The 26,890-nt window shown below is 72.3% G+C and carries 23 protein-coding genes; 13 read left to right on the top strand and 10 right to left on the bottom strand.

The features are described 5' to 3' along the window. The first annotated feature begins 139 nt into the window (after positions 1–139). Positions 140–760 carry a TetR/AcrR family transcriptional regulator gene (locus RI138_RS12835; RefSeq protein WP_311122880.1) on the top strand — a complete coding sequence of 207 codons (621 nt, stop codon included), beginning with the start codon at positions 140–142 and terminating at the stop codon, positions 758–760. Here the strand turns inward: RI138_RS12835 and RI138_RS12830 are convergent. Continuing rightward, positions 757–1,593 carry a MaoC family dehydratase gene (locus RI138_RS12830; RefSeq protein WP_311122879.1) on the bottom strand — a complete coding sequence of 279 codons (837 nt, stop codon included), beginning with the start codon at positions 1,591–1,593 and terminating at the stop codon, positions 757–759. The genes RI138_RS12835 and RI138_RS12830 overlap by 4 nt on opposite strands. Before the next feature lie 5 nt (positions 1,594–1,598). Next, positions 1,599–2,933, bottom strand: a complete 1,335-nt coding sequence (locus RI138_RS12825) for a 3-oxoacyl-ACP reductase (RefSeq protein ID WP_311120024.1) — start codon at positions 2,931–2,933, stop codon at positions 1,599–1,601. Positions 2,934–3,059: 126 nt separating this feature from the next. Here RI138_RS12825 and RI138_RS12820 point away from each other — a divergent pair, with 126 nt between their 5' ends. After that, entirely contained in the window at positions 3,060–4,322 is a 1,263-nt protein-coding gene (locus tag RI138_RS12820; RefSeq protein WP_311122878.1) for an acetyl-CoA C-acetyltransferase, read from the top strand. Between the two features lie 101 nt (positions 4,323–4,423). After that, positions 4,424–6,349, top strand: coding sequence for an AMP-dependent synthetase/ligase (locus RI138_RS12815; RefSeq protein ID WP_311120023.1), 1,926 nt, complete (start codon positions 4,424–4,426; stop codon positions 6,347–6,349). 30 nt (positions 6,350–6,379) lie between these two features. On the opposite strand, the gene RI138_RS12810 is transcribed toward RI138_RS12815, so the two are convergent. The 4 genes from RI138_RS12810 to RI138_RS12795 all read right to left on the bottom strand — a co-directional run bounded on the left by RI138_RS12810 (position 6,380) and on the right by RI138_RS12795 (position 8,215). Continuing rightward, positions 6,380–6,826, bottom strand: coding sequence for a PIN domain-containing protein (locus tag RI138_RS12810; protein WP_311120022.1), 447 nt, complete (start codon positions 6,824–6,826; stop codon positions 6,380–6,382). Next, entirely contained in the window at positions 6,823–7,065 is a 243-nt protein-coding gene (locus RI138_RS12805) for a type II toxin-antitoxin system Phd/YefM family antitoxin (RefSeq protein WP_311120021.1), read from the bottom strand. The genes RI138_RS12810 and RI138_RS12805 overlap by 4 nt, the downstream gene beginning before the upstream one ends. A gap of 127 nt (positions 7,066–7,192) precedes the next feature. Further along, entirely contained in the window at positions 7,193–7,696 is a 504-nt protein-coding gene (locus tag RI138_RS12800; protein ID WP_311122877.1) for a GNAT family N-acetyltransferase, read from the bottom strand. A 96-nt stretch (positions 7,697–7,792) separates the two neighbouring features. Next, positions 7,793–8,215 carry a MarR family winged helix-turn-helix transcriptional regulator gene (locus RI138_RS12795; RefSeq protein WP_311120020.1) on the bottom strand — a complete coding sequence of 141 codons (423 nt, stop codon included), beginning with the start codon at positions 8,213–8,215 and terminating at the stop codon, positions 7,793–7,795. Positions 8,216–8,466: 251 nt separating this feature from the next. Between RI138_RS12795 and eno the strand changes: the two genes are divergently transcribed. Together eno and RI138_RS12785 are read left to right on the top strand one after the other, a co-directional pair. Beyond that, on the top strand, positions 8,467–9,753 hold the full coding sequence (eno, locus tag RI138_RS12790; protein ID WP_311120019.1) for a phosphopyruvate hydratase: 1,287 nt from the start codon (positions 8,467–8,469) through the stop codon (positions 9,751–9,753). Between the two features lie 392 nt (positions 9,754–10,145). After that, positions 10,146–10,400, top strand: coding sequence for a hypothetical protein (locus RI138_RS12785; protein ID WP_311120018.1), 255 nt, complete (start codon positions 10,146–10,148; stop codon positions 10,398–10,400). A 466-nt stretch (positions 10,401–10,866) separates the two neighbouring features. Here the strand turns inward: RI138_RS12785 and RI138_RS12780 are convergent, their stop codons facing one another. The 3 genes from RI138_RS12780 to RI138_RS12770 form a co-directional block, all read right to left on the bottom strand. After that, positions 10,867–11,517, bottom strand: coding sequence for a hypothetical protein (locus RI138_RS12780; protein WP_398862891.1), 651 nt, complete (start codon positions 11,515–11,517; stop codon positions 10,867–10,869). 430 nt (positions 11,518–11,947) lie between these two features. Next, a complete protein-coding gene (locus tag RI138_RS12775; RefSeq protein WP_311120017.1) occupies positions 11,948–12,358 on the bottom strand; it encodes a VOC family protein in 411 nt (136 codons plus the stop codon). 37 nt (positions 12,359–12,395) lie between these two features. Further along, a complete protein-coding gene (locus RI138_RS12770; protein WP_311120016.1) occupies positions 12,396–15,572 on the bottom strand; it encodes a BTAD domain-containing putative transcriptional regulator in 3,177 nt (1,058 codons plus the stop codon). Positions 15,573–15,761: 189 nt separating this feature from the next. On the opposite strand from RI138_RS12770, the gene RI138_RS12765 reads away from it, so the two are divergent. The 8 genes from RI138_RS12765 (at position 15,762) to RI138_RS12730 (ending at position 26,052) form a co-directional block, all read left to right on the top strand. Further along, complete coding sequence (locus tag RI138_RS12765; RefSeq protein WP_311120015.1) at positions 15,762–16,769, top strand: NAD(P)-dependent oxidoreductase; 1,008 nt, start codon at positions 15,762–15,764, stop codon at positions 16,767–16,769. Then, positions 16,762–17,661 carry an NAD(P)-dependent oxidoreductase gene (locus RI138_RS12760; RefSeq protein ID WP_311120014.1) on the top strand — a complete coding sequence of 300 codons (900 nt, stop codon included), beginning with the start codon at positions 16,762–16,764 and terminating at the stop codon, positions 17,659–17,661. The genes RI138_RS12765 and RI138_RS12760 overlap by 8 nt, the downstream gene beginning before the upstream one ends. A 120-nt stretch (positions 17,662–17,781) precedes the next feature. After that, positions 17,782–18,690 (top strand): TIGR03619 family F420-dependent LLM class oxidoreductase, encoded by a 909-nt coding sequence (locus RI138_RS12755; RefSeq protein WP_398864264.1) that lies wholly within the window; start codon positions 17,782–17,784, stop codon positions 18,688–18,690. A gap of 11 nt (positions 18,691–18,701) precedes the next feature. Next, on the top strand, positions 18,702–19,499 hold the full coding sequence (locus RI138_RS12750) for an SDR family NAD(P)-dependent oxidoreductase (protein WP_311120013.1): 798 nt from the start codon (positions 18,702–18,704) through the stop codon (positions 19,497–19,499). A gap of 136 nt (positions 19,500–19,635) precedes the next feature. Further along, complete coding sequence (locus RI138_RS12745; protein ID WP_096628932.1) at positions 19,636–20,760, top strand: LLM class flavin-dependent oxidoreductase; 1,125 nt, start codon at positions 19,636–19,638, stop codon at positions 20,758–20,760. Between the two features lie 280 nt (positions 20,761–21,040). Beyond that, positions 21,041–22,780, top strand: coding sequence for an N-acyl-D-amino-acid deacylase family protein (locus RI138_RS12740; protein WP_311120012.1), 1,740 nt, complete (start codon positions 21,041–21,043; stop codon positions 22,778–22,780). Beyond that, entirely contained in the window at positions 22,777–24,240 is a 1,464-nt protein-coding gene (locus tag RI138_RS12735; protein ID WP_311120011.1) for an aldehyde dehydrogenase family protein, read from the top strand. Before RI138_RS12740 ends, RI138_RS12735 begins: the two co-directional genes overlap by 4 nt. 240 nt (positions 24,241–24,480) lie before the next feature. Continuing rightward, positions 24,481–26,052: an APC family permease gene (locus RI138_RS12730; RefSeq protein WP_311120010.1), complete on the top strand. Its 1,572-nt coding sequence runs from the start codon at positions 24,481–24,483 to the stop codon at positions 26,050–26,052. A gap of 28 nt (positions 26,053–26,080) precedes the next feature. Here the strand turns inward: RI138_RS12730 and RI138_RS12725 are convergent, their stop codons facing one another. Further along, complete coding sequence (locus tag RI138_RS12725; protein ID WP_096628938.1) at positions 26,081–26,809, bottom strand: siderophore-interacting protein; 729 nt, start codon at positions 26,807–26,809, stop codon at positions 26,081–26,083. Positions 26,810–26,890 lie beyond the last annotated feature (81 nt).

The raw sequence follows: 26,890 nt of genomic DNA, 5'->3' as shown, positions 1-26,890 counted from the left end.
CGGCCATCCGTTCCGCACCCGATCGCTCCGTACGGCGTCGGGCCCGGCAGCGCCGTACTCTTGCCGGGGAGCAGGACCGGGGAAGCAGGGCCATGGGGTGGGGAGGAAGTCGGACGTGGGTGCTGTGAAGAGCAAACGGATGCCGCGCGCGGTGCGCGAGCAGCAGATGATGGACGCCGCGGTGCGGACCTTCGGGCAGCGCGGCTACCGGGCTGCCTCGATGGACGAGATCGCGGAGCTGGCGGGCGTCTCCAAGCCGTTGGTCTACCTGTACCTGAACTCGAAGGAAGAGCTGTTCTCCGCGTGCATCAGGCGCGAGGCGAAGTCCCTGGTGGAGGCCGTACGGGCGGGTGTGGAGCCGGGGCTGCCCGCCGACCGCCAACTGTGGTCGGGGCTGCGGGCGTTCTTCACCCACACCGCGGAGAACCCGGACGGCTGGGCGGTGCTGCACCGCCAGGCGCGGTCGCACGGTGAGCCGTTCGTCAGCGAGGTCGTCGTGATGCGGGACGAGATCGTTGCGTTCGTGACGGGCCTGATCGGTGCCGCCGCCCGTGAGGCGCACAGCGACCCCGCCCTCGCGGACCGGGATGTGGCTGGGCTGGCGCAGGCCCTGGTGGGGGCCGCGGAGTCGCTGGCGGGCTGGGCCAACGACACCCCGGGCGTCTCGGCGAAGGAGGCGGCGGCGACGCTGATGAACTTCGCCTGGGCAGGCCTGGAGAACCTGATGCACGCCCGCCCCTGGCAGCCCCCGACGGCCTAGGGGCTGTCCCGGCTCAGCGTCCCCGCCAGGTGGACGCGCCCACCGTCCGCACCCCGCAGCGCGAAGGCGGCGCCGGAGGGGGCGGCCGCGTACGTCACGGTGGCGGGCAGCAGGACGGGCGCCCTGAACTCGGCCCGTACGGAACGGATTCCGGCCGGGTTCTCGGCCTCGGCCAGGCAGCGGGCCACCGTCCACATGCCGTGCGCGATGGCCCGGGGAAAGCCGAACAGGCGGGCGGTCAGCGGGTACAGGTGGATCGGGTTGCGGTCGCCGGAGACCGCTCCGTAGCGCCGCCCGAGATCACCGGGCAGCCGCCATTCGGCGACGGCGGGCAGATCGCCCACGGCCGGGGCGGATCGCTCCGAAGCCGTGGTGTCCGCCTTCCCGTGCCGCGACAGATACCCGCTGCGGGACTCCCAGGCCAGCTCTCCGCCCACCCGCGCCTCGGTCACCATCGTGACCTCGGTGCCTCGCCGGTGAGGTGTCAACCCATCTGCGTACACGGCCAGTTCGAGCGACTCGGTGGGCTGCACGGCCCGGTGCGGCGCGATCTCGATCCAGGTGTGGACGAGCCCGACGACGGGCAGCGGGAAGGACCTGCCTGTCATCAGCCGCATGGCGAGCGGGAAGGCCAGCACATGCGGGTACGTGAGCGGCACAGGGCCGGACTCGGCGAAGCCGCACATCCTGCTGTACGCGGCGAGGGGGCCGGGGGCGAGGGGCGCGGCCGGGCGGGTGAGGCGGTCGGCGGGCAGGGTGGCGCCCGGCTGCCCGGCGCGTTTGAACGGCGAGGTGACGGCCCCGCGCACCAGTGAGGCGTTGAGCGAGGTCATCGGTCTCACGCCCCCAGCAGGCTCTGGCCGCAGACGCGCAGCACTTGGCCGTTGACCGCGCCGGAGCCGGGCTGGGCGAACCAGGCGACGGCTTCGGCGACGTCGACCGGAAGGCCGCCCTGGGAGAGGGAGTTCATCCGGCGGCCCGCCTCGCGGATGAGGAACGGGACGGCGGCGGTCATCCTCGTCTCGATGAAGCCGGGGGCCACCGCGTTGACCGTGACGCCGTGCTCGGCGGCGGCGCGCGGCCCGAGCGAGCGGACGAGGCCGATGATCCCGGCCTTGGCGGCCGCGTAGTTGGTCTGGCCGTGGTTGCCCGCGATGCCCGCGATGGAGGCGGTGGCGACGATGCGGCCGCCCCGGTTCAGGGCGCCCGAGGTCAGGAGCTCGTCGGTGGTGCGCAGGACGCTGCCGAGGTTGACCTCGATGACCTGGGCCCACCGGTCGGCCGGCATGTTGGCGAGGCGGCGGTCACGGGTGATGCCCGCGTTGTGGACGAGGACGTCGAGCCCGTCCGGTGCGGCGGCGGCGATACGGGCGGCGGCGTCGGGCGCGGTGATGTCCAGCGGCAGCGCGGTGGCCCCGAGGCGGTCGGCGGTGCGTACGAGGTCGTCCTGGGCCTGGGGGACGTCCAGCACGACGACGTGCGCCCCGTCGCGGGCCAGCACGGAGGCGACGGACGCGCCGATGCCCCGGGCGGCCCCGGTGACCAGGGCGGTCCGGCCGGTGAGGGGAGCGGCCGGGTCGGGGGTGGGGCCGGGGGTGGCGGCGGTCAGCTCGATCACCTGGCCGCTGACGTACGCGGACCGGGGGGAGAGGAGGAAGCGGAGGGTGGACTCGGCGGCGGACACGAGGGCTTCGGGGGTCCCGTCGGCCGCCAGCCGCAGGAGCTGCGCGGTGGTGCCGCGTCCGGCCTCCTTGCCCAGCGACCGGACGAAACCCTCCAACGCCTGCTGGGCAGCGGCCTGATGGTGGTCCTCGGAGGACGGCCGGCTGCCGAGGACGACGATCCGGCCACCGGGAGCCTGCGACCGTACGACGGGGTGGAGGGCGGCGTGCACCTGGGCCAGGTCCGCGACGGCGCCGACCCCGGTGGCGTCCAGGACGATCCCGCCGGGCTGGGCCGCCTGCGGGTCGACGGTCAGCCCGGTCGCGGCCAGCGCCTTCGCCAGTTCGTCCGTGACCGACGAGGACCCGGCGGTCAGATGCAGCAGCGGCCCGTCCAGCCGGGGCGTCTCCAGTCTCCAGCGGCGCAGCGGTGCGGGCTGCGGCAGGCCGAGCCGACGGGTGAGGAAGCGGCCGGGTGCTGTGCCGGTGAGGTGCAGATAGCGATCGGCCATTGTCCTGACTCCCAGTGGGTCGTAGATTTACTCCTGAGTAAGGTTACTGAAGAGTCAGGAGCTGGTCGAGATGAACTTTCCTGGACTGTCCGGGACGAGGCCGACCGGGGCGAGCTGGTCACGGTGATGACGCCTCTCCCGCAGCCGCGCCGCGTGGCGGTGATCGGCGGCAGCCGCACCCCGTTCGCGCGCTCGGACGGCCCGTACGCGACCGCCTCCAACCAGGACCTGCTGACGGCCGCGCTCGACGGCCTGGTGGAGCGGTACGGGCTGGCCGGGGCCCGGATCGGGGCGTTCGTCGCGGGCGCGGTCCTCAAGCACAGCCGGGACTTCAACCTGGCGCGGGAGACCGTCCTCGGCTCCGCGCTCGACCCCCGCACTCCCGCGTACGACATCCAACAGGCCTGCGGCACGGGCCTCCAGGCGGTGATCGCCGCCGCCAACACGATCGCGCTCGGGGCCGCCGACTCGGCGATCGCGGGCGGCTCCGACACGACCAGCGACGCACCCCTGGGCGTCAACGACGAACTGCGCCGCATCCTGCTGGCCGCGCGCCGCGCGAAGTCGACCGGCGCCCGCCTCAAGGCCCTGGCCGCCGTACGCCCCCGCCACCTCGTCCCCGACATCCCGCGCAACGCCGAACCGCGCACCGGCCTGTCGATGGGCGAGCACGCGGCGCTCACCGCGCGCCGCTGGGCGGTGAGCCGGGGAGACCAGGACCTGCTGGCCGCCACGAGCCACCAGCGCCTGGCGGCGGCGTACGAACGGGGCTTCCTGGACGACCTGGTGGTCCCGTACCGGGGCCTGGAACGCGACCAGAACCTGCGCCCGGGATCAACGGTCGAGAAACTGGCAAGCCTGAAGCCGGTGTTCGGGGTGTCCGGCCCCAACCCCACCATGACGGCGGGCAATTCGACCCCCCTGACAGACGGGGCGGCGACCGTCCTGCTGGCCACCGAGGACTGGGCCCGGGAACGAGGCATGGAGCCGCTGGCGTACCTCTCCCTGTACGAGACGGCGGCGGTGGACTACGTGGACGGTGAGGACGGGCTCCTCATGGCCCCGGCGTACGCGGTGCCGCGCCTGCTGGAGCGGGCCGGGCTGACGATGGAGGACTTCGACCTGGTCGAGGTCCACGAGGCGTTCGCCTCCCAGGTGCTGGCCACCCTCGCCGCCTGGGAGAAGCAGGGCCTGACCCCGGTGGACCGCACCCGCCTGAACGTGGCCGGTTCCTCCCTGGCCACCGGTCACCCCTTCGCCGCGACGGGCGCCAGGATCGTGGCGACGCTGGCGAGACTCCTGGCGGAACGGGACGGCCCGGGACGGGGCCTGATCTCGATCTGCGCGGCGGGCGGGCAGGGGGTGACGGCGATCCTGGAACGCCCGTGACCTGCGCCCTTCTTCCGCCTCTTCCGCCTCTTCTGCTTCTACTGCCGGACGGACGACCCGGCGAACCGACCCGCCCGACCCCCCGAACCGAGGAGCCGCACGTGTCAACGCCCCCTTCATCCGCCGCAACCGCCCCTGCTGTATCGCCGCCCGTCCTGGTCGAACCGACGAAGAGGCGCGGCCCCGACGGCAGGGTCCAGGAGGTCTCCGTACCGAAGTTCGCGCCGACCGTGGAGCGCGGCTCGCTGGCCGAGATCCCGTTCGACAACGCCCGGGAGGCCCCGTCGGACCCGGTCCTCAGCCGCAAGGACGACGAGGGCGTCTGGCGGGACGTGACGGCGGCCGAGTTCGCGGCCGAGGTGCTTGCGGTCGCCAAGGGCCTGATGGCGGAGGGGCTGCGGGCGGGCGAGCGGGTGGCGATCATGGCCCGGACGGCGTACGAGTGGACGCTCCTCGACTTCGCGTCCTGGGCGGCGGGCCTGGTGACGGTCCCCATCTACCCCACCTCCTCCGCCTTCCAGACCCGCTGGATACTCCAGAACTCGGGCGCGGTGGCGTGCGCGGTGGAGACGACGGAACAGGGCCGCCTGATCAGCCAGGAACGCAAGCAGCTGGGCGATCTGGCGCACCTGTGGCAGTTCGACACGGGGGCGATCGGCCACCTGAAGTCCCGGGGCAAGGACATCCCGGACGAGGCGGTCACGGCCCGCAGGACGGCCCTGGCACCGGAGACCCCGGCCACCCTCATCTACACCTCGGGCACGACGGGCCGCCCGAAGGGCTGTGTCATCACGCACGGGAACTTCTTCGCCGAGGTCGACAACGCGATCGAACTCCTGCACCCGGTCTTCAAGTCGGTATCGAAGGACCCCGCCTCCACGCTCCTCTTCCTCCCCCTCTCACACGTGTTCGGCCGGATGGTGGCGATCGGCTGCATGAGGGCGAGGGTCCGCCTCGGCCACGCCCCCTCGATCCGGACGGAAGACCTCCTGGCGGACCTCGCGGGCTTCCGCCCGACGTTCCTCCTCGCCATCCCGTACGTACTGGAGAAGGTCTACAACACGGGGAGGGCGACGGCGGAGAAGATGGGCCGGGCGTCGTCGTTCGACCGTGCGGCCCGCATCGCCCGGCGCTACGGCGAGGCGGTCGAGGCCGCCGAACACGGCACGGGCCCGGGGCCGGGCTTCGGCCTGCGTGCCGCCCGCGCCCTGTACGACCCGCTGGTCTACCGCCGCATCCGGGCGGCACTCGGCGGCAAGGTCCGGTACGTGATCTGCGGCGGCTCCCCGCTGGGCCGGCGGCTGGCCGCGTTCTACGAGGGCGCGGGCATCGGTGTCTTCGAGGGGTACGGCCTCACGGAGACCACCGCCGCCCACACGGTGACCCCACCCCTCAAGCCCCGCCTGGGCACGGTGGGCTGGCCGCTGCCCGGCACCTCGGTACGCATCGCGGACGACGGCGAGGTGCTCCTGAAGGGCGGCCAGGTGTTCCGGGGCTACTGGGACGCGGAACGGTCGGGGGTGACCCCAGCGCTCCTGGACGACGCCTGGTTCCCCACGGGCGACCTGGGCGCCCTGGACGAGGACGGCTACCTCACGATCACGGGCCGCAAGAAGGACATCATCATCACGTCGGGCGGCAAGAACGTCACCCCGGCCCCTTTGGAGGACTGGCTGCGCGCCCACCCCCTGGTGGGCCAGTGCATGGTGGTCGGCGACAACCGCTCGTTCATCACCGCCCTGATCACCCTGGAGCCGGACGGCCTCCACCACTGGCGCCAGATGACGAAGAAGCAGGACGTCCCGATGCGCGACCTGATCCACGACGAGGACCTGCGCACGTCGCTGCAACGCGCGGTGGACGAGGCCAACCGCCTGGTCTCGCGGGCGGAGTCGATCCGCAAGTTCGCGGTCCTGCCCGTCGACTTCACGGAGGAGAGCGGCCACTTGACGCCGTCGCTGAAGCTGAAACGGGACGCTATCGCGCGGGACTTCTCGGGGGAGATCGAGGAGTTGTATCGGAGGTGAGGGGGGCTGCCCTGGTGGCGAGTGCCCCCGTCACTGGTCCTCGGGCAGCAACCGGAACGCCTTGTGCCCGGTGAGGGGCCGGACCATACGGAAGTGGCGGTCCGAGGTGAAGACGGCCTCGGTCCGGTACGCGGCGGCCAGGGCAACGTTCATCGCGTCTGTCAGCCCGATGCCCTTGCCGCCGTCCGCGTCCACGTAGCCCTCCGCGACGGCGATCGCCGCACTCAGGTGTGCGCCGACGGAGGGCACCTCGAAGCGGCGGGTGACCACGTTGCGTTCAATGAACCGCGCTGCTGCCAGAGCCTTGCCGGACCCTGCCCTGGTGGTGATCAGGTAGTCCAGTTCGGCAAGGACGAGTGGGGAGACGATCAGGTGGCTGATCGTTGCCAGCGCCTTCTTGTGTGCTTCATGGCCGGTGAGTCGTGGGTCGAGGAGCCGGTAGAGGGCGTTGGTGTCGGCGATGGCAACCAGGCTCACGATCCCATCCCCTTGAGCACATCCTCGATGTCCTCGTCGGTGAGGTCGGGCAGGCCGAGGTCGGGGAGGTCTATGGTGCCCATCGGGTCGGTGGGGTAGGGGGGGATGTCGTCCTCGGTGATGGGTACGACGCGTGCGACGGCGGTGCCGTTCTTGGTGACGGTGATGGTCTCGCCGCGTGCTGCCGCGGCGAGGATCTGTGAGGATCTCTGGTTGAACTCGCGGGCCGTGGTCTCCATGTAGTACATGATACTACATGGAGGGTCGGGTGCCGGCGGTCCGCGTCTCCGCGTACTGCCTCCCCCGCTGGGGCAACGACGAGGCCCGCGACGACATCGGCGTGGTGATTCCGGACTGCTGACCGAACTACGGCAGCGAGCGGGTGAGCCAGAAGACGTCGCCGTTCTCTTCCGTGGAGACGCGATCCCGCTCGAACCCGAGCTTCTCCAGGACGCGGAGCGACGGGGTGTTCCAGGTGCCGACGGTCGACCACAGCCGCTTCCGGCCGGTCGCGGTGGCCGCATCGAGCACCGCTGCGGCCGCCTCGGTGGCGTAGCCGCGCCCGTGCGCGTGCCGGAACAGCTCGTAGGCGATTTCCGGTTCCTCCAGGGTGGAGCGGCCGATGATCAGCCCGCAGTAGCCGATGAAGTCGCCTTCGTCGCGGCGTTGGACGGGCAGCAGGGCGATCCCGGTGGAAACGGTCGCGGCGAGCAGCTTCGCGATGTCCGTCCGGGTCTCCTCGACCGTGGGTGTTCCCTTGCCGCGTTCGGAGAGGAGGGCGGCGAACTCGGCCGCGTCGGAATCGGCCCACGGCCGCAGTAGCAGCCGCTCGGTTTCCAGGTGGAACGGCATCGTGCTGTACGTGGGTATGGGCATGGGTCCCAGCCTGTCACCGGCTCACGCCAAGGGGTGGCGCGGGACGCGGCGGGAGCGCCGGTGCCGGGGGGTCTGGCAATCCCGCGTGGATCAGCGGGCGGCGAGCCGCTCCATCAGGGCGGCGCTGCGGGCCAGCACCTCCCGCTCCTCGCCGGTGAGCTCGTCCTCGATGGCCTGGGCGAGCCAGCCGGCCCGGCGCCCGCGTTCCGCTTCGAGCGCGGTCCGTCCGGCGGGGGAGAGGTCGACCAGGGTCTTGCGGCCGTCCGTGGGGTGCGCCCGGCGGACTACCAGGCCCTGGTCCACGAGCAGCCCGACCGCACGGGCCATGGACTGGGGCCGTACGCGCTGGTCCGCCGCGAGGTCGCTGGTGGTCATGGCCCCGTCGCGGTCGAGGGTGCCGAGCACGGAGACCTGGCCGTGCGGGATCCGGTCCTCGTGCTTCACGCGCCGCGTGAGCTTGCCCATCGCGATGCGCAGTTCCGCGGCGACGGCGGCGGGTTCCGGGTTGGGCATAGGGCACTTTAACCGGTGATGCCCGACGAGGCCGCCCGCCGTCCGTGCACAGCAAAACTGAACAGCAAAACTGAACAGCAGGACTGAACAGCATTGCTGTAGAGTCGTCGATGTCGCGGCACGCGCCAGCGCTGTCGCAGCAGGGCCGCGGCGCGCCTCAACGTGAAGGGCCTCCCATGGTTTCCCGGGCAGTCGAGTCCACCGCCATTCAGTCCCCCACCGCCGTTCAGTCAGTGACCGCCACTCAGTCCGTGACCGCCATCCGGTCCGTCACCGCCCGCCGAGTCCTCGACAGCCGGGGCAATCCCACGGTCGAGGCCGACGTCCTCCTCGCCGACGGGTCCCTGGGCCGGGCCGCCGTCCCCTCCGGTGCCTCGACCGGCGCCCGCGAAGCCGTGGAACTGCGCGACGAGGACCCCGCCCGCTGGCACGGCAAGGGCGTCGACCGCGCGGTCGCCCACGTCAACGGCGAGATCGCGGCAGCGGTCGTGGGCCGCGACGCCGACGATCAGGCGGGCCTGGATGCCGTGCTCGTCGCGCTCGACGGCACCGCGGACAAGTCCCGCCTGGGCGCCAACGCGCTCCTCGGCGTCTCCCTCGCCACCGCCAAGGCCGCCGCGGCCGCCCACCGCCAGCCCCTCTACCGCTACCTCGGCGGTGTCGACGCCCGCCTGCTCCCGCTGCCGATGATGAACATCGTCAACGGCGGCGCCCACGCCGACAACCCGCTGGACTTCCAGGAGTTCATGATCGCCCCGGTGGGCGCGGAGAGCTTCGCGGAAGCCGTCCGCATGGGTTCCGAGGTCTTCCACACCCTCCGGCGCGACCTGCTGTCCGCCGGGTACTCCACGGGCGTCGGCGACGAGGGCGGCTTCGCGCCCGCGCTGCGTACGGCCGAGGAGGCGCTCGACTTCGTCATGGCGGCCATCGACCGCACCGGATACCGGCCCGGCACGGACATCGGCCTGGTGATGGACCCCGCCTCGTCGGAGTTCTTCCGGGACGGTACGTACGTCTACGAGGGTGAGGGTGTGCGCCGCACCCCCTCCGAGCACGCCGCGTACCTGACCAAGCTCATCGACACGTACCCGGTCGTCTCCATCGAGGACCCCATGGCCGAGGACGACCTCGACGGCTGGCGGGAGCTCACCGCCCTCGTCGGTGGCCGCTGCCAGCTCACCGGCGACGACGTCTTCTGCACCGATGAGGCTCTGCTGCGCGAGGGCATCCGCACCGGCGTCGGCAACTCCGTCCTGGTCAAGGTCAATCAGATCGGCACCCTGACCGAAGCCCTCGACACGGTCGCCACCGCGCACCGGGCGGGCTGGACCGCCGTCATGTCGCACCGCTCAGGGGAGACGGAGGACACGACCATCGCGGACCTGGCGGTCGCGACGGGCTGCGGCCAGATCAAGACCGGATCGCTGTCCCGCTCCGACCGTACGGCCAAGTACAACCAACTAATCAGGATCGAGGAGGAGTTGGGTGCGTCGGCACGTTATGCGGGCGGAGCGGTGCTGCGCCGCTCCCGCTCCTGACGGCGCTCGGTGCTCCAGGGGGCGGGGCCGTAAAGCCGTTCGAGCGTGATCGCGCCGCCTGAGAGCCTGCCGGGTGGCCGGTTGGTGCGCTGCGATGAGGTCCTCGACGGTCTTGGCTCGGGCGGTCTTGCGGTGGGGTTCATGGCTCCACCGCGATGGTCGCCCGGCGAGCCGGGACAGGACGGAGCGGTTGGATGATCTTCCACATCTCATCGGTCCGGCTGGATGGACAGCATGGGCCGCTGATGGCCTCGGAGTTGTCGCACTGGCACACACCACGTGATCAGACAGGCTCTGAGCCGTTTCTTCTGATCGCCCCGTGGAAAAGATATGAGGACGCCTGCGATGTGGAGTGTCGTTAGGACATCCAACACCCATAGGAGCAAGATCCGTTGAGAAGTCGCATAGCCGCCACCACAGCCGCCGCAGCCGTCACCCTGCTGCTCACCGGATGTGGTGCTGGCAGCCCCTACGAGGCCGGATACGAACACGGCCAGGAACGCCGGGGCACCCTCGGTGGCGACCTCTTCGGCCAGCTTTACCACTGCGGTACGTGGGCCAATGAGCAGTATGACGACAAGGCCGACCGGAAGGCGTTCGAGAAGGGCTGCCAACACGGCATCAACGACCTCCCTTCCAACCCTTAGAGCCTGTCGGGTGGCTGATCACGCGTGAAGCGTGAAGGTCGCGATCCGCCCTCAGGGCACGGCGACGGCGCGGTGGAGCCATGAATCCCCACCGCAAGACCGCCCGAGCCGAGACCATCGAGTACCGCGGCCGAGCTGGTCGTCCAGGGCGGCGAGGACGGCCGACTCCGGTGTGCCGTCGGGGTCCGGCCGTTCGGTGGCCGGGGGCGCCGCGCCCGGCAGCCGGGCCGGCCGTGCGGCGTCGTCGGCACGGACGGGCCCCAGCGTGATGCGGCCGGTCCGGAGAGGCCGACCCGGTACGCCTCGCGGATTTCCCGCAGGGCGCGGGCGGCCGCCGGAGCCCGGAGGGGCGGTTCGCGAGCTCCAGCAGGTCACGTGCGGCGGACCGGGGCGGTCGGCGCGGGTCCTCGCCTGCCGCGCGACGCGGGTGAACGTTCCGTCGGTACGGGGACCTCGGGGCAGCCGCCTACCTCGTGCTGCTGACTGCCGACGGCAGCAGCGGCCCGGTTGCCGCCGACCCGCGCCGGCGCCAGTACGCGTACGTCAGGATGCCGAGCATCGGGCCCCATAGGACCAGAGGGGTGTAGGACGCGTAGAAGTAGACGGTCTCCCAGCCGCCGGCCTTGCTCGGGAAGTCGGTCGGCAGCGGATCGCCGTTGGTCTTGGACTGGGTGACCGTGGTGACGGTCGCGGTGATCGTGAAGATCAGGGTCAGGATCGTCGCTCCGATCGTGGCCGGGACGACCGCGGCGGCTGTCGGTACCCGCCGCCCGCGCAGCCCCGGCACCCAGCCTGGGAACACCTCGCCCCAGCGGGCGATCAGCCCGACGGCTGTGAAGGCGAGGATCTCGGATACGAGGGTGAGGAAGACGACGTAGCCGTTCATCGCCCAGTCCTCGATCGCCCCACCACGCTTGTCCTCGGCGAACAGCACACCCAGGCGCCAGATCCCGGACGGGAGCACCACCAGTGGCACCGCGTAGGCGACCCACCGGGCCCAGCGCGGCACTCCTTCGGCGGGCTCGTGTGCCGCGTGCCACGTTTGTCGTAGGCGACCCTCGCGGAGTGGCGCGCTTGCCGGACCGTCGGCTGTCTCGACCGCCTCGCCCTGCGGCATCTGTGTTCCTCCCGTCCGCGGGCCGCACCGGCCCGCGCACTTCGAGACTCGCAGTCGACGAGGCGGGACGGATCGCTCGGCGGACCGAATCGCCTCCGCCGCGCGGGCGAGCCCGAATCAGGGCGCTCCACCTAAGGGCTGTCCAGGCCACCGGAACGCGACTTGCCCGCACGGCGGTTCAGTGTCAGGGAAGCCGAAACGACTGGGTTCGCTGTGCAACGCCTCAAGTGGTCCAACGCCTCAAGTGCGTGGCAGAGGTCATCCGGGCCGACTCGGGAAGACCGGTGCAATGTACGTCTACGACACCGTGCCCCCCCACGGGAGGGGCGGTGGGTGCGGCATCGCGTCGGAGTCGAGGGGCGTACGGGGCTCGCGACGGACCACCGCGGCCCCGTCAACCTGGTGGGCATCCCGATCGGGCACGAGGGATTCAGGACGCTTCGGGCCCCTGGAGGATCTGGAGGTAGTTGCCCACCGGGTCCACGATCGTCGAGAAGAACCAGCCCCCGCCGACCTCCTCGACCGGGCGCACCCAGGTCACCCCGAGGGTGTTGAGGTGCTTCTCGGCCGCCCGGATGTCCCGCACGGTGAGGTTGACCAGCTGCCGGCCCGGTTCGGCGGCCTTCTCCGCGACATCGTCCCGCTGGTCGAAGCCGATGACCGCCCCGGGGCCGACCAGCAGCATGTGCTCCACCCAGCGGGCGCCCAGCGGCTCCAGAGCGGCGCGGTACCAGGCGATCAGGGCGTCGGTGTCCGTGGTTCCGATGATGACCCCGAGACCGGTGATTCCGCCCTGACGGGTGGCATCGGTGCTGGTCCGGGTGCCGTTCTCTGCCGTCATGGTGGGCTCCTTCGGTCGTGTGAAGCGTCCTGCCAGGTCATGACCCTCCTCCGGCCGGAAAGTCATCGGTGTCCGCCAGGAACTCCCGCGTGAATTCCTCCGCGCCCAGTGCCGCCCGCACCGCCGCCCCCACCCGGTCCACATCTCCCCGCTCGGCCTCGGGCAGCGGGGCCCCCGCTGCCGCGCGGGCCCGGTGTGCCGCACCCAGCAGGCGGGCCGCCCGGACTGGGTCGCCCGCCAGGGCGTGGGCCCCCGCCAGTCCCTCCTGAGCCAGGGCGACCGCCCGGGGGTCGCCGCTCTCCCGGGCGACGGCGAACCCCTGGTGGTGCAGGGACAGGGCTGCCTCCGCGTCGCCCCGCTGCTCGGCGAGGAAGCCGAGCTCGGCCAGGAGCAGGGCCGGGCCGGGGTCGAAGGAGACCGCGCGGTGCCAGGCCAGAGTCTTGTGGAGCAGCTTCTCGGCGAGATCGGCGTCGCCCGTGCGCCGGGCCCCGAGCGCGAGCCCGATCTCGGCGTGCACCTCGCCTGCCGCGTAACCGTGCTCGGCGGACAGCGCGACCGCCCGCTCGTGCAGCGCGGCGGCCTCCGCGAAGTCCCCGGTCAGCAGGGCGACCCGGCCGAGCCCGGTGAGGCGGTCGGCGGCGTCCGGCCACAGGTCCAGGTGCTGGGCCCTCGCCAGTCCGCTGCGGTGCAGCTCCCCGGCCCGGTCGTAGTCACCGGTGATCGAGGCCAGGGCGGCGAGGACGTACCCGCTCTGCAACTGGCCCCATCCGTCGCCCAGTTCACGGAACGTCGCGTGTGACTCCGTCGCGTCCCGCCGCGCTCCGGCCAGGTCGCCCCGGAACAGCGCCGCCGTGGAGCGCGTGACCAGCCCCGCCGCCGCGCCCCAGGCGTCGCCCGCCGCCCTGGCACCCGTCAGGGCCCGGTTCACCAGCGCCTCGCTCCGGGGCAGGTCCTCGCCGGCCGAGAGCGCCGCGTGCGCCAGAAACCATGTGGGGCGGGCCAGTTGGGGGGAAGCTGAGGGCCAGGCTCCCAGAGTGGGGGTGCTGCCTGGGTGGGGGGTGCCGCCCAGGCCGGGGGTGCCCTCGGGTCCAGGGACGCCGTTCAGGCCAGGAGTGCCGCGCTCCCCCGCCAGCACCGCGAAGCCCTCCTGCCAGAGAGCCGCTCGGGCTCCCGGATCAGCCCCCGCGTCGCCCGGCGCGACCGGGCCGCCCAGCGCCGCTCCGAGCGCCCTCCGCGCCTCGCTCCAGCGGCCCCGCAGGAACCAGTACCAGGTTGCCGCGAGCGCCAGCCGCAGCGCGCCCTCGGTGTCCCCGCGCTCCACCGAACGTGCGAGTGCCGCGCGGAGGTTGGCGCTCTCCTGGTCAAGCCGTTCCAGCCACGCCCGCTGTCCGGGGCCGTGCAGCTCCTGCGCGGCCCGCTCCAACAGGGCGGTGCAGTACGCGTGATGGAGCTTCTCGTGGCCGGTCGCCTCGCCCGCCTCCGCCAGGCGCTCCCGCGCGTAGGCGGCCACCGACTCCGGCAGCCGGTAGCGGGGGTCGCCGGAGGGCCCGTCCGTCACCGTCAGCAGCGAGCGGTCCACCAGACGTATCAGCGGTTCCATGGCGTCGAGGTCCGCACCGCACACCGCTTCGACCGCCTCCAGCGTGCAGCCGTCGGCGAAGACGGCCAGCCTGCGCAGGACCGTACGCTCCTGCTCGTCCAGCAGCTCCCAGCTCCAGTCGATCACCGCCCGCAGCGTGCGGTGGCGGTCCGGGACGTCCCGGCGGCCGCCCGCCAGCAGCCGGAACCGGTCGTCCAGCCGCGTGGCCAGCCCCCGTACGCCCAGGGCGCGCACCCGGGTGGCGGCCAGTTCCAGGGCCAGCGGCAGCCGGTCGAGGCGGCGGCAGATCTCCGCGACCGCCGACGCGTTCTCCCCGGCGGCCGTGAACCCGGGCGCGGAGGCCGCCGCGCGCCGGGCGAACAGCGACTCCGCGTCGGTCTGCGACAGCGGCGGCACCACCCACACCGACTCGGCTGCCAGCCCCAGCGGCTCCCTGCTGGTCGCGAGGATGCGCAGCCCCGGGGCCGCCGCCAGTATGCGGCGTACGGTGCCGGCGGCGGCGTCCACCACGTGCTCGCAGTTGTCCAGCAGGAGCAGCGAACGGCGGGAACGCAGCGCGTCCTCCAGGCTCGCCCCCGCGTCCTCCCGCAGGCCGAGCGCCGCGGCGATCTGCTCCTCCACCTCTCCGGCCGCCGCCAGCGGAACCATCCGTACGCCGTCGGGTGAGGCCCCGGCCATGCGGCGGCCCACCTCCTCGGCCAGCCGGGTCTTGCCGACCCCGCCCGGGCCGGTCAGCGTCACCAGCCTTTCGCGTCCCAGGAGTTCGGTCAGTGCGGTCACCGCATCCGCGCGGCCGATCAGTTCGGTGAGCGGCTCGGGCAGGGGCGCCGGGTGGCGCGGAGCGGGCTGCGGCGGCTGAGCCGGCGCCAGCGAGACATCGTGCCGGAGCACCGACCGGTGCAGGGCGACCAGTTCGGGCCCAGGGTCCACCCCCAGCTCCTCGGTCAGCAGGTCGCGCAACTCGGTGTAAGCGGCCAGCGCCTCGGACTGCCGACCCGCCCCGTACAGCGCCCGGATGTGCGCGGCGCGCAGGCGCTCCCGCAGCGGGTGGGCGGCGGTCAGCTCACCCAGCTCATCCGCAACAACGTCGTGTTCGCCCAGGGACATGCGCGCCTCGGCCAGCGCCTCCACGGCGGTGAGACGTTGCTCCTCCAGCCGTTCCGCCGCCACGCGCACCGCCTCCCCGTCTCCCGCGTCCGCGAAGGCGTCCCCTTGCCACAGCGCCAGCGCCTCCGTCAGCAGCTCCGCCTTCGCCCGGGGCTCCCCGGTGGCATACGCCCGCGCTGTCCGCTCGGTGAACCCCAGGGCGTCCACCTCGGCCGCCCCCGCCCGGAGCAGATAGCCCGGCGGCCGGGACTCCACCAGGGCCTCGGCGCCCGGCTCGGCCTCGGCCAGCGCCCTGCGCAGCCGGGACACCTTCGTCTGGAGCGCCCCGGCCGGGTTGCGGGGCAACCGGTCTCCCCACAGGGCGTCCACCAGCCGGTCAGCCGGCACCGCCCGACCGGCGTCGAGGAGGAGAACCGACAGCAGGGCCCGCACCTTCGCCTCGGGGACGGCCACCGGGGCCCCGGTCGACGTGGTCACGGTGAGCGGGCCCAGTACGGAGAAACGCATGGCTGAAAGGTAGCCCGAGCCGGGAGGCCCTCTCCCGGCCGCGGACGGGCCGACAGCCGATCGACAGCGGACCGACAGCGCCGGTCGGCACGGTGAGGTCATCCACCAGGCGCCGGACGTCAGGCAGCGGGCATCGGACGCCTGGGACCTGACGCCAGGCACCAGACCAACGCGAGAGCGGAGAAACAGATGACTCAGCAGCGGACAGCACCGGAAGCGTCGGCAGCGCAGGGGGCGGCAGGGGGACGCGAGCCCGGTGAGGACGCCGGCACCGCCACCGTCTCCGTCATCGGCCTCGGGCAGCTGGGCACCCGCCTCGCCCAGGCCTTTCTCGCCGCCGGGCACCCGACGACCGTGTGGAACCGCACCCCCGCGAAGGCCGACGCGCTCGTCGCCCAGGGCGCGGCCCGCGCCGCTGGTCTGGAGGCCGCGGTGGCCGCGAGTCCGCTGGTCGTCGTGTGCCTGCCGGACTACGCGACCGTACGCGGCCTGGTCGAGCCGGTGGCCGGGGCGCTGCGCGGCCGGGTGCTGGTGAACCTCACCTCCGGCACGCCCCAGGACGCGACGAAGACCGCACACTGGGCGGCCGGACACGGCATCGGCTACCTCGACGGGGCGGCCATGAGCGGCACCCGGCTCGTCGGACGCCCGGACGCGCTGTTCGTCTTCGGTGGTCCGGCCGGGGTCTTCGCGGCGCACCGGGAGGTGCTGGGCGCCCTCGGCAACTCCGTCCACGTGGGCGACGATCCCGCGCAGGCCCCGGTCTACGACACGGCTCTCTTCGGCGCGGCCTGGGGCGCCTTGGCCGGGTTCTACCACTCAATCGCCCTCGCCGGGGCCGCAGGCGCCGACCTCCGTACGTACGCGGAGGTCGTGACCGGCCACATGGGCTTCGTGACCTCGTTGATGGCCGACCACGCCCGCCAGATCGAGGAGGGCCGCTACCCGTCGGACGACGGCACGGTGGAGGTGCACCGGGCCGCCATGGACCACCTCGTCCACACCAGCCGCGCGGGCGGGGTCGGCACCGAGGTGCCGGAACTGTTCGGGGCCCTGCTGGCGGGGGCGGAGGGCGCCGGGCACGGCGGAAGCGGCATCGCGAGCGTCGTCGAAGGGATGCGGGCCGGTGCGGACACGGCGACGACTACCCCGGCCGCGGCCCCGGCCCCGAACGCGAAGGGCCGGCGCCATGTCTGACGGCACTGAGCGGCGCACCGCTGCCCCGCACGTCACCGTCGTCGGGCTCGGCCGGATGGGCGTGGCCATCGCTGCCGCCCTCCTCGACGCCGGGTATGCCGTGACCGTGTGGAACCGCTCCCCGGGAAAGGACGACGCGCTCGTGGAGCGGGGCGCGGTCCGGTCCATCAGCCTGGCCCGGGCGGTGGCGGCCGGGCCGCTGGTCCTCGCCGCGCTCGTCGACAGCGCGTCCGTACGGGAGGCGTTCGGGCCGGTCGGCGAGGCGCTCCGCGGCCGGACCCTCGTCAACCTGGCCAACAGCAGTCCGGACCAGGCCCGGGAGCTGGCCGACTGGGCGGCCGGGCACGGTATCGACTACCTCGACGGCGCCATGATGGCACTCCCCGAGACCGTCGGCACCGACGACGCGTTCTTCCTCTACAGCGGCTCCGAGCGCGCGTTCACCACGTATGGAGGGGAGTTGGAGGTGATGGCGTCGGCCCACTACTTCGGGGCCGACCCCGGAGCCGCCGAGGTCCACGATCTCGCCGTCCTCTCCACCGGATACGCGGCGCTCACCGGATTCCTGCACGCCGTCGCGCTGCTGGAGCCGTCGGGCACGGACCCTGAGGCGTTCGCCCCGCTCGCCGCCCGCTGGCTGCGCGGCATGGCCGCGTTCCTGCCGGAGCTGGCCCAGGAGGCGGGGACGCGTTCGTACGGGGACGGTGTCTCCACCGTCGACCTGAACCGGGCCGCCGTCCACAGCCTTCTGCGCCTGGGCGCCGACCACGGCGTGGCCGGTGACGTCCACGAGCCGCTGCGGGCGCTGCTGGACCGGCGGGCCGCCGAGGGGCACGGCGGCGACAGCTTCTCCAGCGTGCTGGAGCTGATGCGGCCCGCACCCCTTGTCTGATGGAGCGTCAGGTATGACGATGGCGGCCGTCGCCCAGGGCGTGACCGTCCCGGGCCGGAGGGGAAGGAGGCTGCCGTGCCGATACCGCTGCCGTCGTCCGACGGGCCGCTTTCGTACGGAATGCAGCTGCCGGTCCAGTCGCAGAGCGCCATCTACGCGGAACCCTGGGAGGCGGCGGCGACCCCCGCCGACCTCGCCCGGATCGCCCGCGCCGCCGATCGCGGCGGCTTCGCCTACATCGCGAGCTGCGACCATGTCGCCATCCCGCGACGGCTCGCCGAGGGGATGGGCACCGTCTGGTACGACCCGGTCGCCACGCTCTCGTTCCTCGCCGGGGTCACGAGGCGCGTACTGCTGATGAGCCATGTCGCCGTCGTCGGGCTGCGCCACCCGCTGGTCACCGCCAAGCAGTACGCCACCCTCGACCACCTCAGCGGCGGGCGGCTGATCCTCGGGGTCGGGGCCGGGCACGTGCGGGAGGAGTTCGAGGCGGTCGGGGCGGACTTCGACGGGCGCGGCGGTGTCCTCGACGAGACGATCGACGCGCTGCGGGCCGCGCTCGGGCCCGAGGAGTACCCGGAGTTCTCGGGCGCGCGGTTCTCGTTCGGCGGGCTCGGGCAGCTGCCCCGGCCCGCGCAGGAGCGGGTGCCCCTCTGGGTGGGCGGCTCCTCGCCCGCCGCCGTGCGCCGCGCCGCCGTACGGGGGGACGGGTGGCTCCCGCAGGGTGACCCCCGCGACCGGCTGCCCGCGCAGATCGCCCGGGTGCACGCCCTGCGGGGGGAGGCGGGCGTCGACGCCCCGATCGTCATCGGTGCGATCACCGAACCGCTGTACGTCGGTGAGCCCGGGTGGCCGGTGGGGCGGCGGACGCTCGCCGGGAAGCCGGAGGAGCTGGCAGCGTCGCTGCGGGAGTACGCGGCGATCGGCGTGCATCAGATCCAGGTGCGCTTCCGCAGCCGGAGCGTGGACGAACTGACCGATCAGATGGCGGCGTTCGATACGGACGTGGCCCCGCATCTCAACACGTAGGGGAGAGCGTCATGGGCAAGCTGGACGGGAGGGTCGTCCTCGTCACCGGGGCGGCGCGCGGACAGGGCGAGCAGGAGGCGCGGCTCTTCGCGGCCGAGGGTGCGCGGGTCGTCGTCGCCGATGTGCTGGTCGAGCAAGGGGAGGTGCTGGCAAAGGAGTTGGGGGAGGAGTTCGGTGGGGGTGCGGCCCGGTTCGTACGGCTGGACGTCGGGCGCGAGGAGGACTGGGCCGCCGCCGTCGCCGTGGCCAAGGACGCCTTCGGGAAGATCGACGGGCTCGTCAACAACGCGGGCATCCTGCGCTTCAACGAGCTGGTCAACACCCCCCTGGCGGAGTTCGAGCAGGTGGTGCGGGTCAACCTCACGGGCGCGTTCCTCGGGATGCGGGCCGTCGCGCCGGAGATCGAGGCCGCGGGCGGCGGGACGATCGTCAACACGTCCTCGTACACCGGTCTGACCGGGATGCCCCTGGTCGGCGCGTACGCCGCGACCAAGCACGCGGTGCTGGGGCTCACCAGGGTCGCCGCCATGGAGCTGGCGGGAAAGGGGGTCCGGGTCAACGCCGTCTGCCCGGGGGCCGTCGACACCGCCATGAGTAACCCGGCCCTGCTGGAGCCGGACGCCGACCTGACGGCGTCGAGCGCCGCCCTGGACGCGTACTACCGCAAGCTCGTCCCGATGGGCCGGATCGGGCGGCCCGAGGAGGTCGCCGCGCTGGTGCTGTTCCTGACCTCCGAGGACTCCTCGTACATCACCGGACAGCCGTTCGTCGTCGACGGGGGGTGGCTGGCCGGCGTCAGTCCCTTCTGAAGCCCCTTGCCTGACGCAGCGTCAGGTATTGACGGGTCGCGGTGGCGGTGGAACAGTCGGTCGCATCGCAATCTGACGATGCGTCAGAATCTGTCGGGGAGACCTGGGCAGGAAAACTTGAGGACGGTGAACCTCCGTGGAATTCGGGCTCTTTGTTCAGGGGTACGTGCCCGCCGCGCGTGCCAGGGTGGACCCCGAGGCAGAGCACAAGGCGCTGATCGAGGAGACCGAGTACGTCATCCAGGCGGACAAGTCCGGCTTCAAGTACGCCTGGGCCTCCGAACACCACTTCCTGGAGGAGTACTCGCACCTCTCGGCCAACGACGTGTACCTCGGCTACCTCGCGCACGCCACCGACCGCATCCACCTCGGATCGGGCATCTTCAACCCGCTCGCCCCCGTCAATCACCCGGTGAAGGTGGCCGAGAAGGTCGCCATGCTCGACCATCTCTCCGAGGGGCGCTTCGAGTTCGGCACCGGGCGCGGGGCGGGCAGCCACGAGATCCTCGGGTTCATGCCGGGCATCACCGACATGAACCACACGAAGGAGCTGTGGGAGGAGACGATCGCCGAGTTCCCCAAGATGTGGCTCCAGGACGAGTACTCCGGCTTCCAGGGCAAGCACTGGTCGCTCCCGCCGCGCAAGATCCTGCCGAAGCCGTACGGGGCCGCTCACCCGGCCATGTGGTACGCGGCCGGGTCGCCGTCCTCGTACGCCATGGCGGGGAAGAAGGGGCTCGGGGTGCTGGGGTTCAGCGTGCAGAAGGTCTCCGACATGGAATGGGTCGTCGAGTCCTACAAGAACGCGGTCAAGGACGCGGAGCCGGTGGGGGCGTTCGTCAACGACAACGTGATGGTCACCTCCACCGCGATCTGCGCCGAGACGCACGCCAAGGCGGTGGAGATCGCGGTGGGCGGCGGGCTCAACTACCTCCAGTCGCTGCTGTTCCGCTACCACGACACCTTCCCCCGGCCGGAGGGCATCCCGGAGTGGCCCGCGCTGCTGCCGGAGTACACCGAGGAGATCGTCGAGCTGCTCATCGCGGAGGAGCTGATGATCTGCGGCGACCCGGACGAGGTGCTGAAGCAGTGCCGTCGGTGGGACCGGGCGGGGGCGGACCAGCTGAGCTTCGGGCTGCCGATCGGGATCAGTCCCGAGGACACGATGAACACGATCAAGCTGATCGGGGAGCACGTGATCCCGAAGATCGACACGGACCCGGTGCATCGGACCTCGCGGTTCCGTGACTCGGCGGGCTGACCTTCCCGGGCCCCGCCCCGGGCCCCGCGCCTGGATCGCCGGAGGGGCTTGAACCCGGGGCCCGCCCCGGACCCCGCGCCTGAATCGCCGGAGGGGCGAGAACTCGGGGCTCCGCCCCGGGCCCCGCGCCTCGAACCCGGCGGGGCCCGGTTCGCTGAGCCCTCACCCATGGCCGGGCGGCGTCTTCCCGGATCGTCGCCCTGATGAGCCGGGGTACGTACCGCGGCCGAAAGCGTGCGTACCCCGGCTGTCCCAACCGAACCGAAGAAGGGACACCGTCATGCTCGACCACCTCATTCGCCACGCGACCGTCGTGGACGGCACCGGCGGTCCCGCCCACACCGCCGACGTCGGAATCCGCGGGGGCAGGATCGCGGTCATCGCCGAGCCGGGGGCGATCTCCGAGGAGGCCGTCACCAGCGAGGACGCCGACGGGCTCGTCCTCGCGCCCGGGTTCGTCGACCCGCACACGCACTACGACGCCCAGCTCTTCTGGGACCCCTACGCCACCCCCTCCATGAACCACGGCGTCACCACCGTCGCCGGAGGGAACTGCGGGTTCACCCTCGCGCCGCTGAACCCCGACCGGCCCGAGGACGCCGACTACACCCGCCGGATGATGTCCCGGGTCGAAGGCATGGCGCTCGCGGCCCTGGAGGAAGGCGTCGACTGGACCTGGTCCACCTTCCGCGAATACCTCGACGCCCTCGAAGGGCGCATCGCCGTCAACGCCGGGTTCATGGTCGGCCACTGCGCCCTGCGCCGGTACGTGATGGGGCCGGACGCGGTCGGTGGCCGGCCGACCCCCGCGCAGCTGGACGCCATGCTCGCCCTGCTCCACGACGCGATGGACGCCGGGGCCTGGGGTCTGTCGACCACCCAGTCCGCCACGCACTCCGACGGCGACGGCGAGCCCGTCGCCTCCCGGCACGCCCGGCCCGAGGAGCTGCTCGCCCTGTCCCGAGCGGTCGGGGAGCACGAAGGGACCCAGCTGGAGGCGATCGTCGCCGGGTGCCTGGACCAGTTCTCGGACGAGGAGATCGACCTCTTCGTCGACATGACGGCCGCCGCCGGGCGTCCGCTCAACTGGAACGTCCTCACCATCGACGCCGCCGTCCCCGAACGCGTACCGCGCCAGCTGATCCCCAGCGAACGCGCCCGCCGCGCGGGCGGCCGGATCGTCGCGCTGACCATGCCGATCCTCACGCCGATGAACATGTCGCTCGGTACGTTCTGCGCCCTCAACCTCATCCCCGGCTGGGGTGAGATCCTCGCCCTCCCCGTGCCCGAGCGGATCGAACGCCTCCGGGACCCCGCCATCCGCGCCGAGATGCTGCGCCGCGCCGACAGCAAGGAGGCCGGGGTCTTCCGGCGGCTCGCGAACTTCGGCCGGTACGTCATCGGGGACACCTACAGCGCCGCCAACGAAGGCCTCAGCGGACGTGTCGTCAACGACATCGCGGCCGAACGCGGACAGGACCCCTTCCACTGCCTGGTCGAGATCTGCGCCGCCGACGACCTGCGTACGGTCCTGTGGCCGATGCCCACCGACAACGACCCGGACTCCTGGGCGCTGCGGCAGCGCACCTGGGAGCACGAGGACGTCATGCTCGGCGGGTCCGACGCGGGCGCGCACCTGGACCGCATGTGCGGGGCCCCGTACACCACCCGCTTCCTCGGCGACTGCCTGCGCGGGCGCAGGCTGGTCCCGCTGACGGCCGCCGTCAAGATGCTCACCGACGACCCGGCCCGGCTCTTCGGGCTGCGCGAACGCGGCCGGATCGAGGAGGGCTTCCACGCCGACCTCGTCCTCTTCGACCCCGAGCGGATCGACGCCGGACCCGCAACGCTCGTCCACGACCTGCCCGGGGACAGCCCGCGCCTGGACTCCAAGGCCATAGGGATCGTCTCCGTACGCGTCAACGGCATCGAGACCCTGCGCGACGACAAGGTCACGGGGGCGGTGCCGGGGACGGTGCTGCGCTCGGGCCGCGACACCCGGACGGTGAGCACGGCGTGAGCCCCGAACCGCAGCGGCTGTTCATCGGCGGTGGGTGGACCGAGCCCGCCGACGGCCACTACGAAGTGATCGACCCCGCCACCGAGGAGGTGGTCGGCCTCGCCCCCGAGGCGAGCCGCGCCCAGGTGCACGAGGCAGCCGCGGCCGCCAAGGAAGCCTTCGGCCCCTGGTCGCGGACCCGCCCCGAGGAGCGCGCCGCGATCCTGGACCGGGCGGCGGACATCATCCAGCGCGACCTCCCCGCCCACGCGGACCTCGCCCGCGCGGAGAGCGGAGCGACCGCCTCCACCGCCCGGGGCATGCAGGTCGCGGTGGGCGCCGCCCGCTTCCGCCGGTACGCACGCGGCGCCCTGGAGCCCGTCGAGGAGGCCATCGCACCGCAGATCAACGAGGCCGGGCCGATGGGGCGGGCCGGGGTCTTCGGGGCGCTGACCGTCCGCCAGCCGGTCGGCGTGGTCACCTGCATCACCTCGTACAACAACCCCTGGGCCAACCCGGCGGGCAAGGTCGCGCCCGCACTCGCGATGGGCAACACGGTCGTCGTGAAGCCCGCCCCGCAGGACCCGCTCTCCGTCTACCGGATGGCGGCCGCCCTCGCGGAGGCAGGTGTTCCGCCGGGTGTGGTGAACGTCGTCACCGGGTCGGGCGCGGAGGCGGGGGAGGCCGCCGTCGACTCCCCGGACGTCGACATGGTCAGCTTCACCGGCTCCACGGCCGTCGGGCAGCGCATCGCGGAGGCGTGCGGGCGGGGGATGAAGCGGCAGCTGATGGAGCTGGGCGGCAAGGGGGCGGCGCTCGTCCTCGAAGACGCTGATCTCAGCTCCGCGGTCGCGGGGATCGGGACGACCTTCTCGTTCTACAGCGGACAGATCTGTACGGCTCCGACCCGCGTCCTGGTCCACCGGTCCCGCCAGGACGAGCTGATCGCCGGGCTGGCCGCGTACGCGGGGCGGCTCACCGTCGGGCACCCCGCCGACCGGGCCACCGTGGTCGGCCCGGTCATCTCCGCCGCCCACCGCGACGGCGTCGAGGCGTATGTGGAGCTGGGCCGCAAGGAGGGGGCGCGGGTCGTCACGGGAGGCGCCCGCCCCGTGCACCTGGACCGGGGCTTCTACGTGGCCCCCACCCTGCTGGCCGACTGCACCAACGACATGCGGGTCGTCCGGGAGGAGATCTTCGGCCCGGTCGTCGTGGTCGTCCCCTTCGACGAGGACGAGGAGGGCGTCGCGCTCGCCAACGACAGCGACTACGGCCTCATCGACTACGTCTGGTCCGGCGATGTGGCCCGCGCCTTCCGCCTCGCCCGGCGACTGCGCGCGGGCGGGGTGGGTGTCAACACGGTCGGGCGGAACATGGAGGCCCCGTTCGGCGGGTTCAAGAAGAGCGGGGTGGGACGGGACGTGGGCTCGTACGCGCTGCACGCCTACAGCGAGACGCAGGCGATCGTCTGGCCGGGCTGAGGAGGCTTCCGGGAACCTGTCGCAGAGGGCGCGGGAAAATTTTGAATCGGTACAAAACGGACAGTGCTGCGATTACCGTACGTCGTCACGTCCGGCCGAGCGTCATGCATTGCAAGGTTTCACGTGAGTGTGACCTTGAATTAATGAGGCGTTCATGGGTGGTTGGCCGGTGTACCTAAGGGTGAGACGTTGGAGTCTCACGCTCCGGATGTGGATATCGCAGCGCATAGCGTCCTTCCCATGACTCAGCTGGACGCGCGGCCGCAGGCCGGAGACACGGTACGGGGAAGTGCCCCGGCCGACGGCGGTGTACGCGGAAAGGGGCTCGGCGGGAACTCCGTCGGCCTCATGGGCAGCGCCGTCATCGGCGTCTCCACCGTCGCCCCCGTCTACTGCCTGACCTCCACCCTCGGCTCCACCGCCGGAGAGGTCGGCGTGCAGATGCCCGCCGTCTTCCTGGCCGGGTTCCTGCCGATGCTGCTGGTGGCCTTCGCCTACCGCGAGCTGAACCGGGCGATGCCGGACTGCGGTACGTCCTTCACCTGGACGGTGAAGGCGTTCGGCCCGCGCGTCGGCTGGATGTGCGGCTGGGGCCTGGTCATCGCGACGATCATCGTCCTGTCCAACCTGGCGGGCGTCGCCACCTCGTTCTTCTGGCTGCTGGCGGGTGAGGTCACGGGCAGCCCCTCGGTCGCCGCCCTGGACGACAGCAAGCTGGTCCACATCGGCACCTGCCTCGTCCTCGTCGCCGTCGCCACCGCCATCAGCTACCGGGGGATGACCGCCACCAAGGGCATCCAGTACACCCTGGTCGGGCTGCAACTCGCCGTGCTCGCGCTGTTCGTGGCGATGGCCCTCAGCAAGGCGGGCAGCGGCGGCGCGGACTTCGCCACCTCGCTCGACTTCTCCTGGTCCTGGCTGAACCCGTTCGCCGTCCAGTCCTTCGCGGCCTTCACGGCCGGTCTCTCCCTCTCCATCTTCATGTTCTGGGGCTGGGACGCCTGCCTGACCGCCAACGAGGAGACCACCGGCAGCGAGAAGACCCCCGGCCGCGCCGCGCTCGTCGCCATGATCGTCCTGGTCGGCGCCTACCTGGCCACCGCCGTCGCCGCCCAGATGGCCGTCGGCTCCGGCACCACCGGGCTCGGCCTCGCCAACCCGGAGACCGGTGAGAACGTCTTCGCCGCCCTCGCCGGACCGGTCATGGGCTCCGGGCTCGGTGTGCTGCTCTTCGTCGCCGTCCTCGCCTCGGCCGCCGCCAGCCTCCAGACCACGTTCATCCCGGTGGCCCGCACGGTCCTCGCGATGTCGACGTACGAGGCGATGCCCGCCTCGTACGCGAAGGTCCATCCCCGCTTCAGGACTCCCGGCCGGGCGACGGTCGTGGCGGGCATCGGGACCGGTGTCTTCTACACCGTGATGACGCTGGTCAGCGAGCATGTGCTGATCGACACCATCTACGCGCTCGGCCTCATGATCTGCTTCTACTACGCGCTGACCGCCTTCGCCTGCGCCTGGTACTTCCGCGCCGAACTGACCCGCTCCGGCCGCGACCTGGTCTTCAAGGGCCTCTTCCCGGTCGTCGGCGGCATCCTGCTCGCGGCCGTCTTCGCCAAGACCCTCTACGACATGTGGGACCCGGCGTACGGCTCCGGCTCCTCGGTGTTCGGCGTCGGCTCGGTCTTCGTCATCGGGGTGGGGCTGCTGCTCCTGGGCGTGGTGCTGATGGCCGCGATGGAGCGCCGCAGCCCGGCGTTCTTCCGGGGCCAGGTGCTGACGAAGGAGACCCCGGCCCTGGTGGTCGAGGACTGAGGCCTCCGGCGCGGCGGTCCTCCGCCGGCTACGGGCGCCAGTAACCCAGCGCGTTCACCCGGTCCTTGGGCAGGCCCAGCTCCTTGCGGAGGTACGCCGACAGGGTCCGGGTGGTCGACGTGTCGCAGGCGACCCAGACGTACGCGTCCGAGTGGTCCTCGCCCAGCAGCCCCGGCAGGGCGGCCTTCACCTCGGAGACCAGATGTGCGCCCGCCTCGCGGCGCTCCACGTGGTGCAGGGTGTGGTGGGCCTCGTCGAGGCGGAACGGTAGTTTCCGGTCGTCCTCGTCCGAGGTCTCGAACCAGATGGTCGCCGGGGTGTCCGGGACCGCGTCCAGCAGCGAGTTGATCGCGGGCAGCGCGGCCGGGTCGCCGATCACGAAGAGCCGGGAGGGCGCCGGGTCGGGCAGGGCGAAGCCGGTGCCCTGGAGCGTCGCGTCGATCGTGTCGCCGGGCTGGGTGGCCCGCGCCCAGTCGCAGGCGGGGCCCTCGTGGAGGGCGAATTCGAGGCTGAAGGTCCCGGCCTCGGGGTCCGGGTCGACCAGGGTGTAGGCGCGCTGGTGCGGCTTGCCGGCCTCCTCGAACCAGAGCCGCACCCACATCGTCGGATGCGCGCCGCCGGTCGCCGCGAGCAGCCCGCCGTCGCTCATGTGCACCCGGCGGAAGCGGTCGGTGACCTGCTCCGCGCCGGTCACCGTGAACGTGAAATCACGCCCCCGGAGCAGTTTGAGAACGACGCCTTCCCAGCCATGTCCCACGGTGTCTCCTGCCTCGCCCTGGCGCCCCGGCCCACTGCCAAAGAGTCGCTTTAGGTTAGGCTAACCTAAATCTTTAGGGCT

The organism is Streptomyces durocortorensis, from assembly GCF_031760065.1.
In the GTDB taxonomy this organism is placed as follows: Bacteria; Actinomycetota; Actinomycetes; order Streptomycetales; family Streptomycetaceae; genus Streptomyces.
Note: the sequence above shows the minus strand (reverse complement) of the source record. Positions and strands in the feature narration are given on the sequence as shown.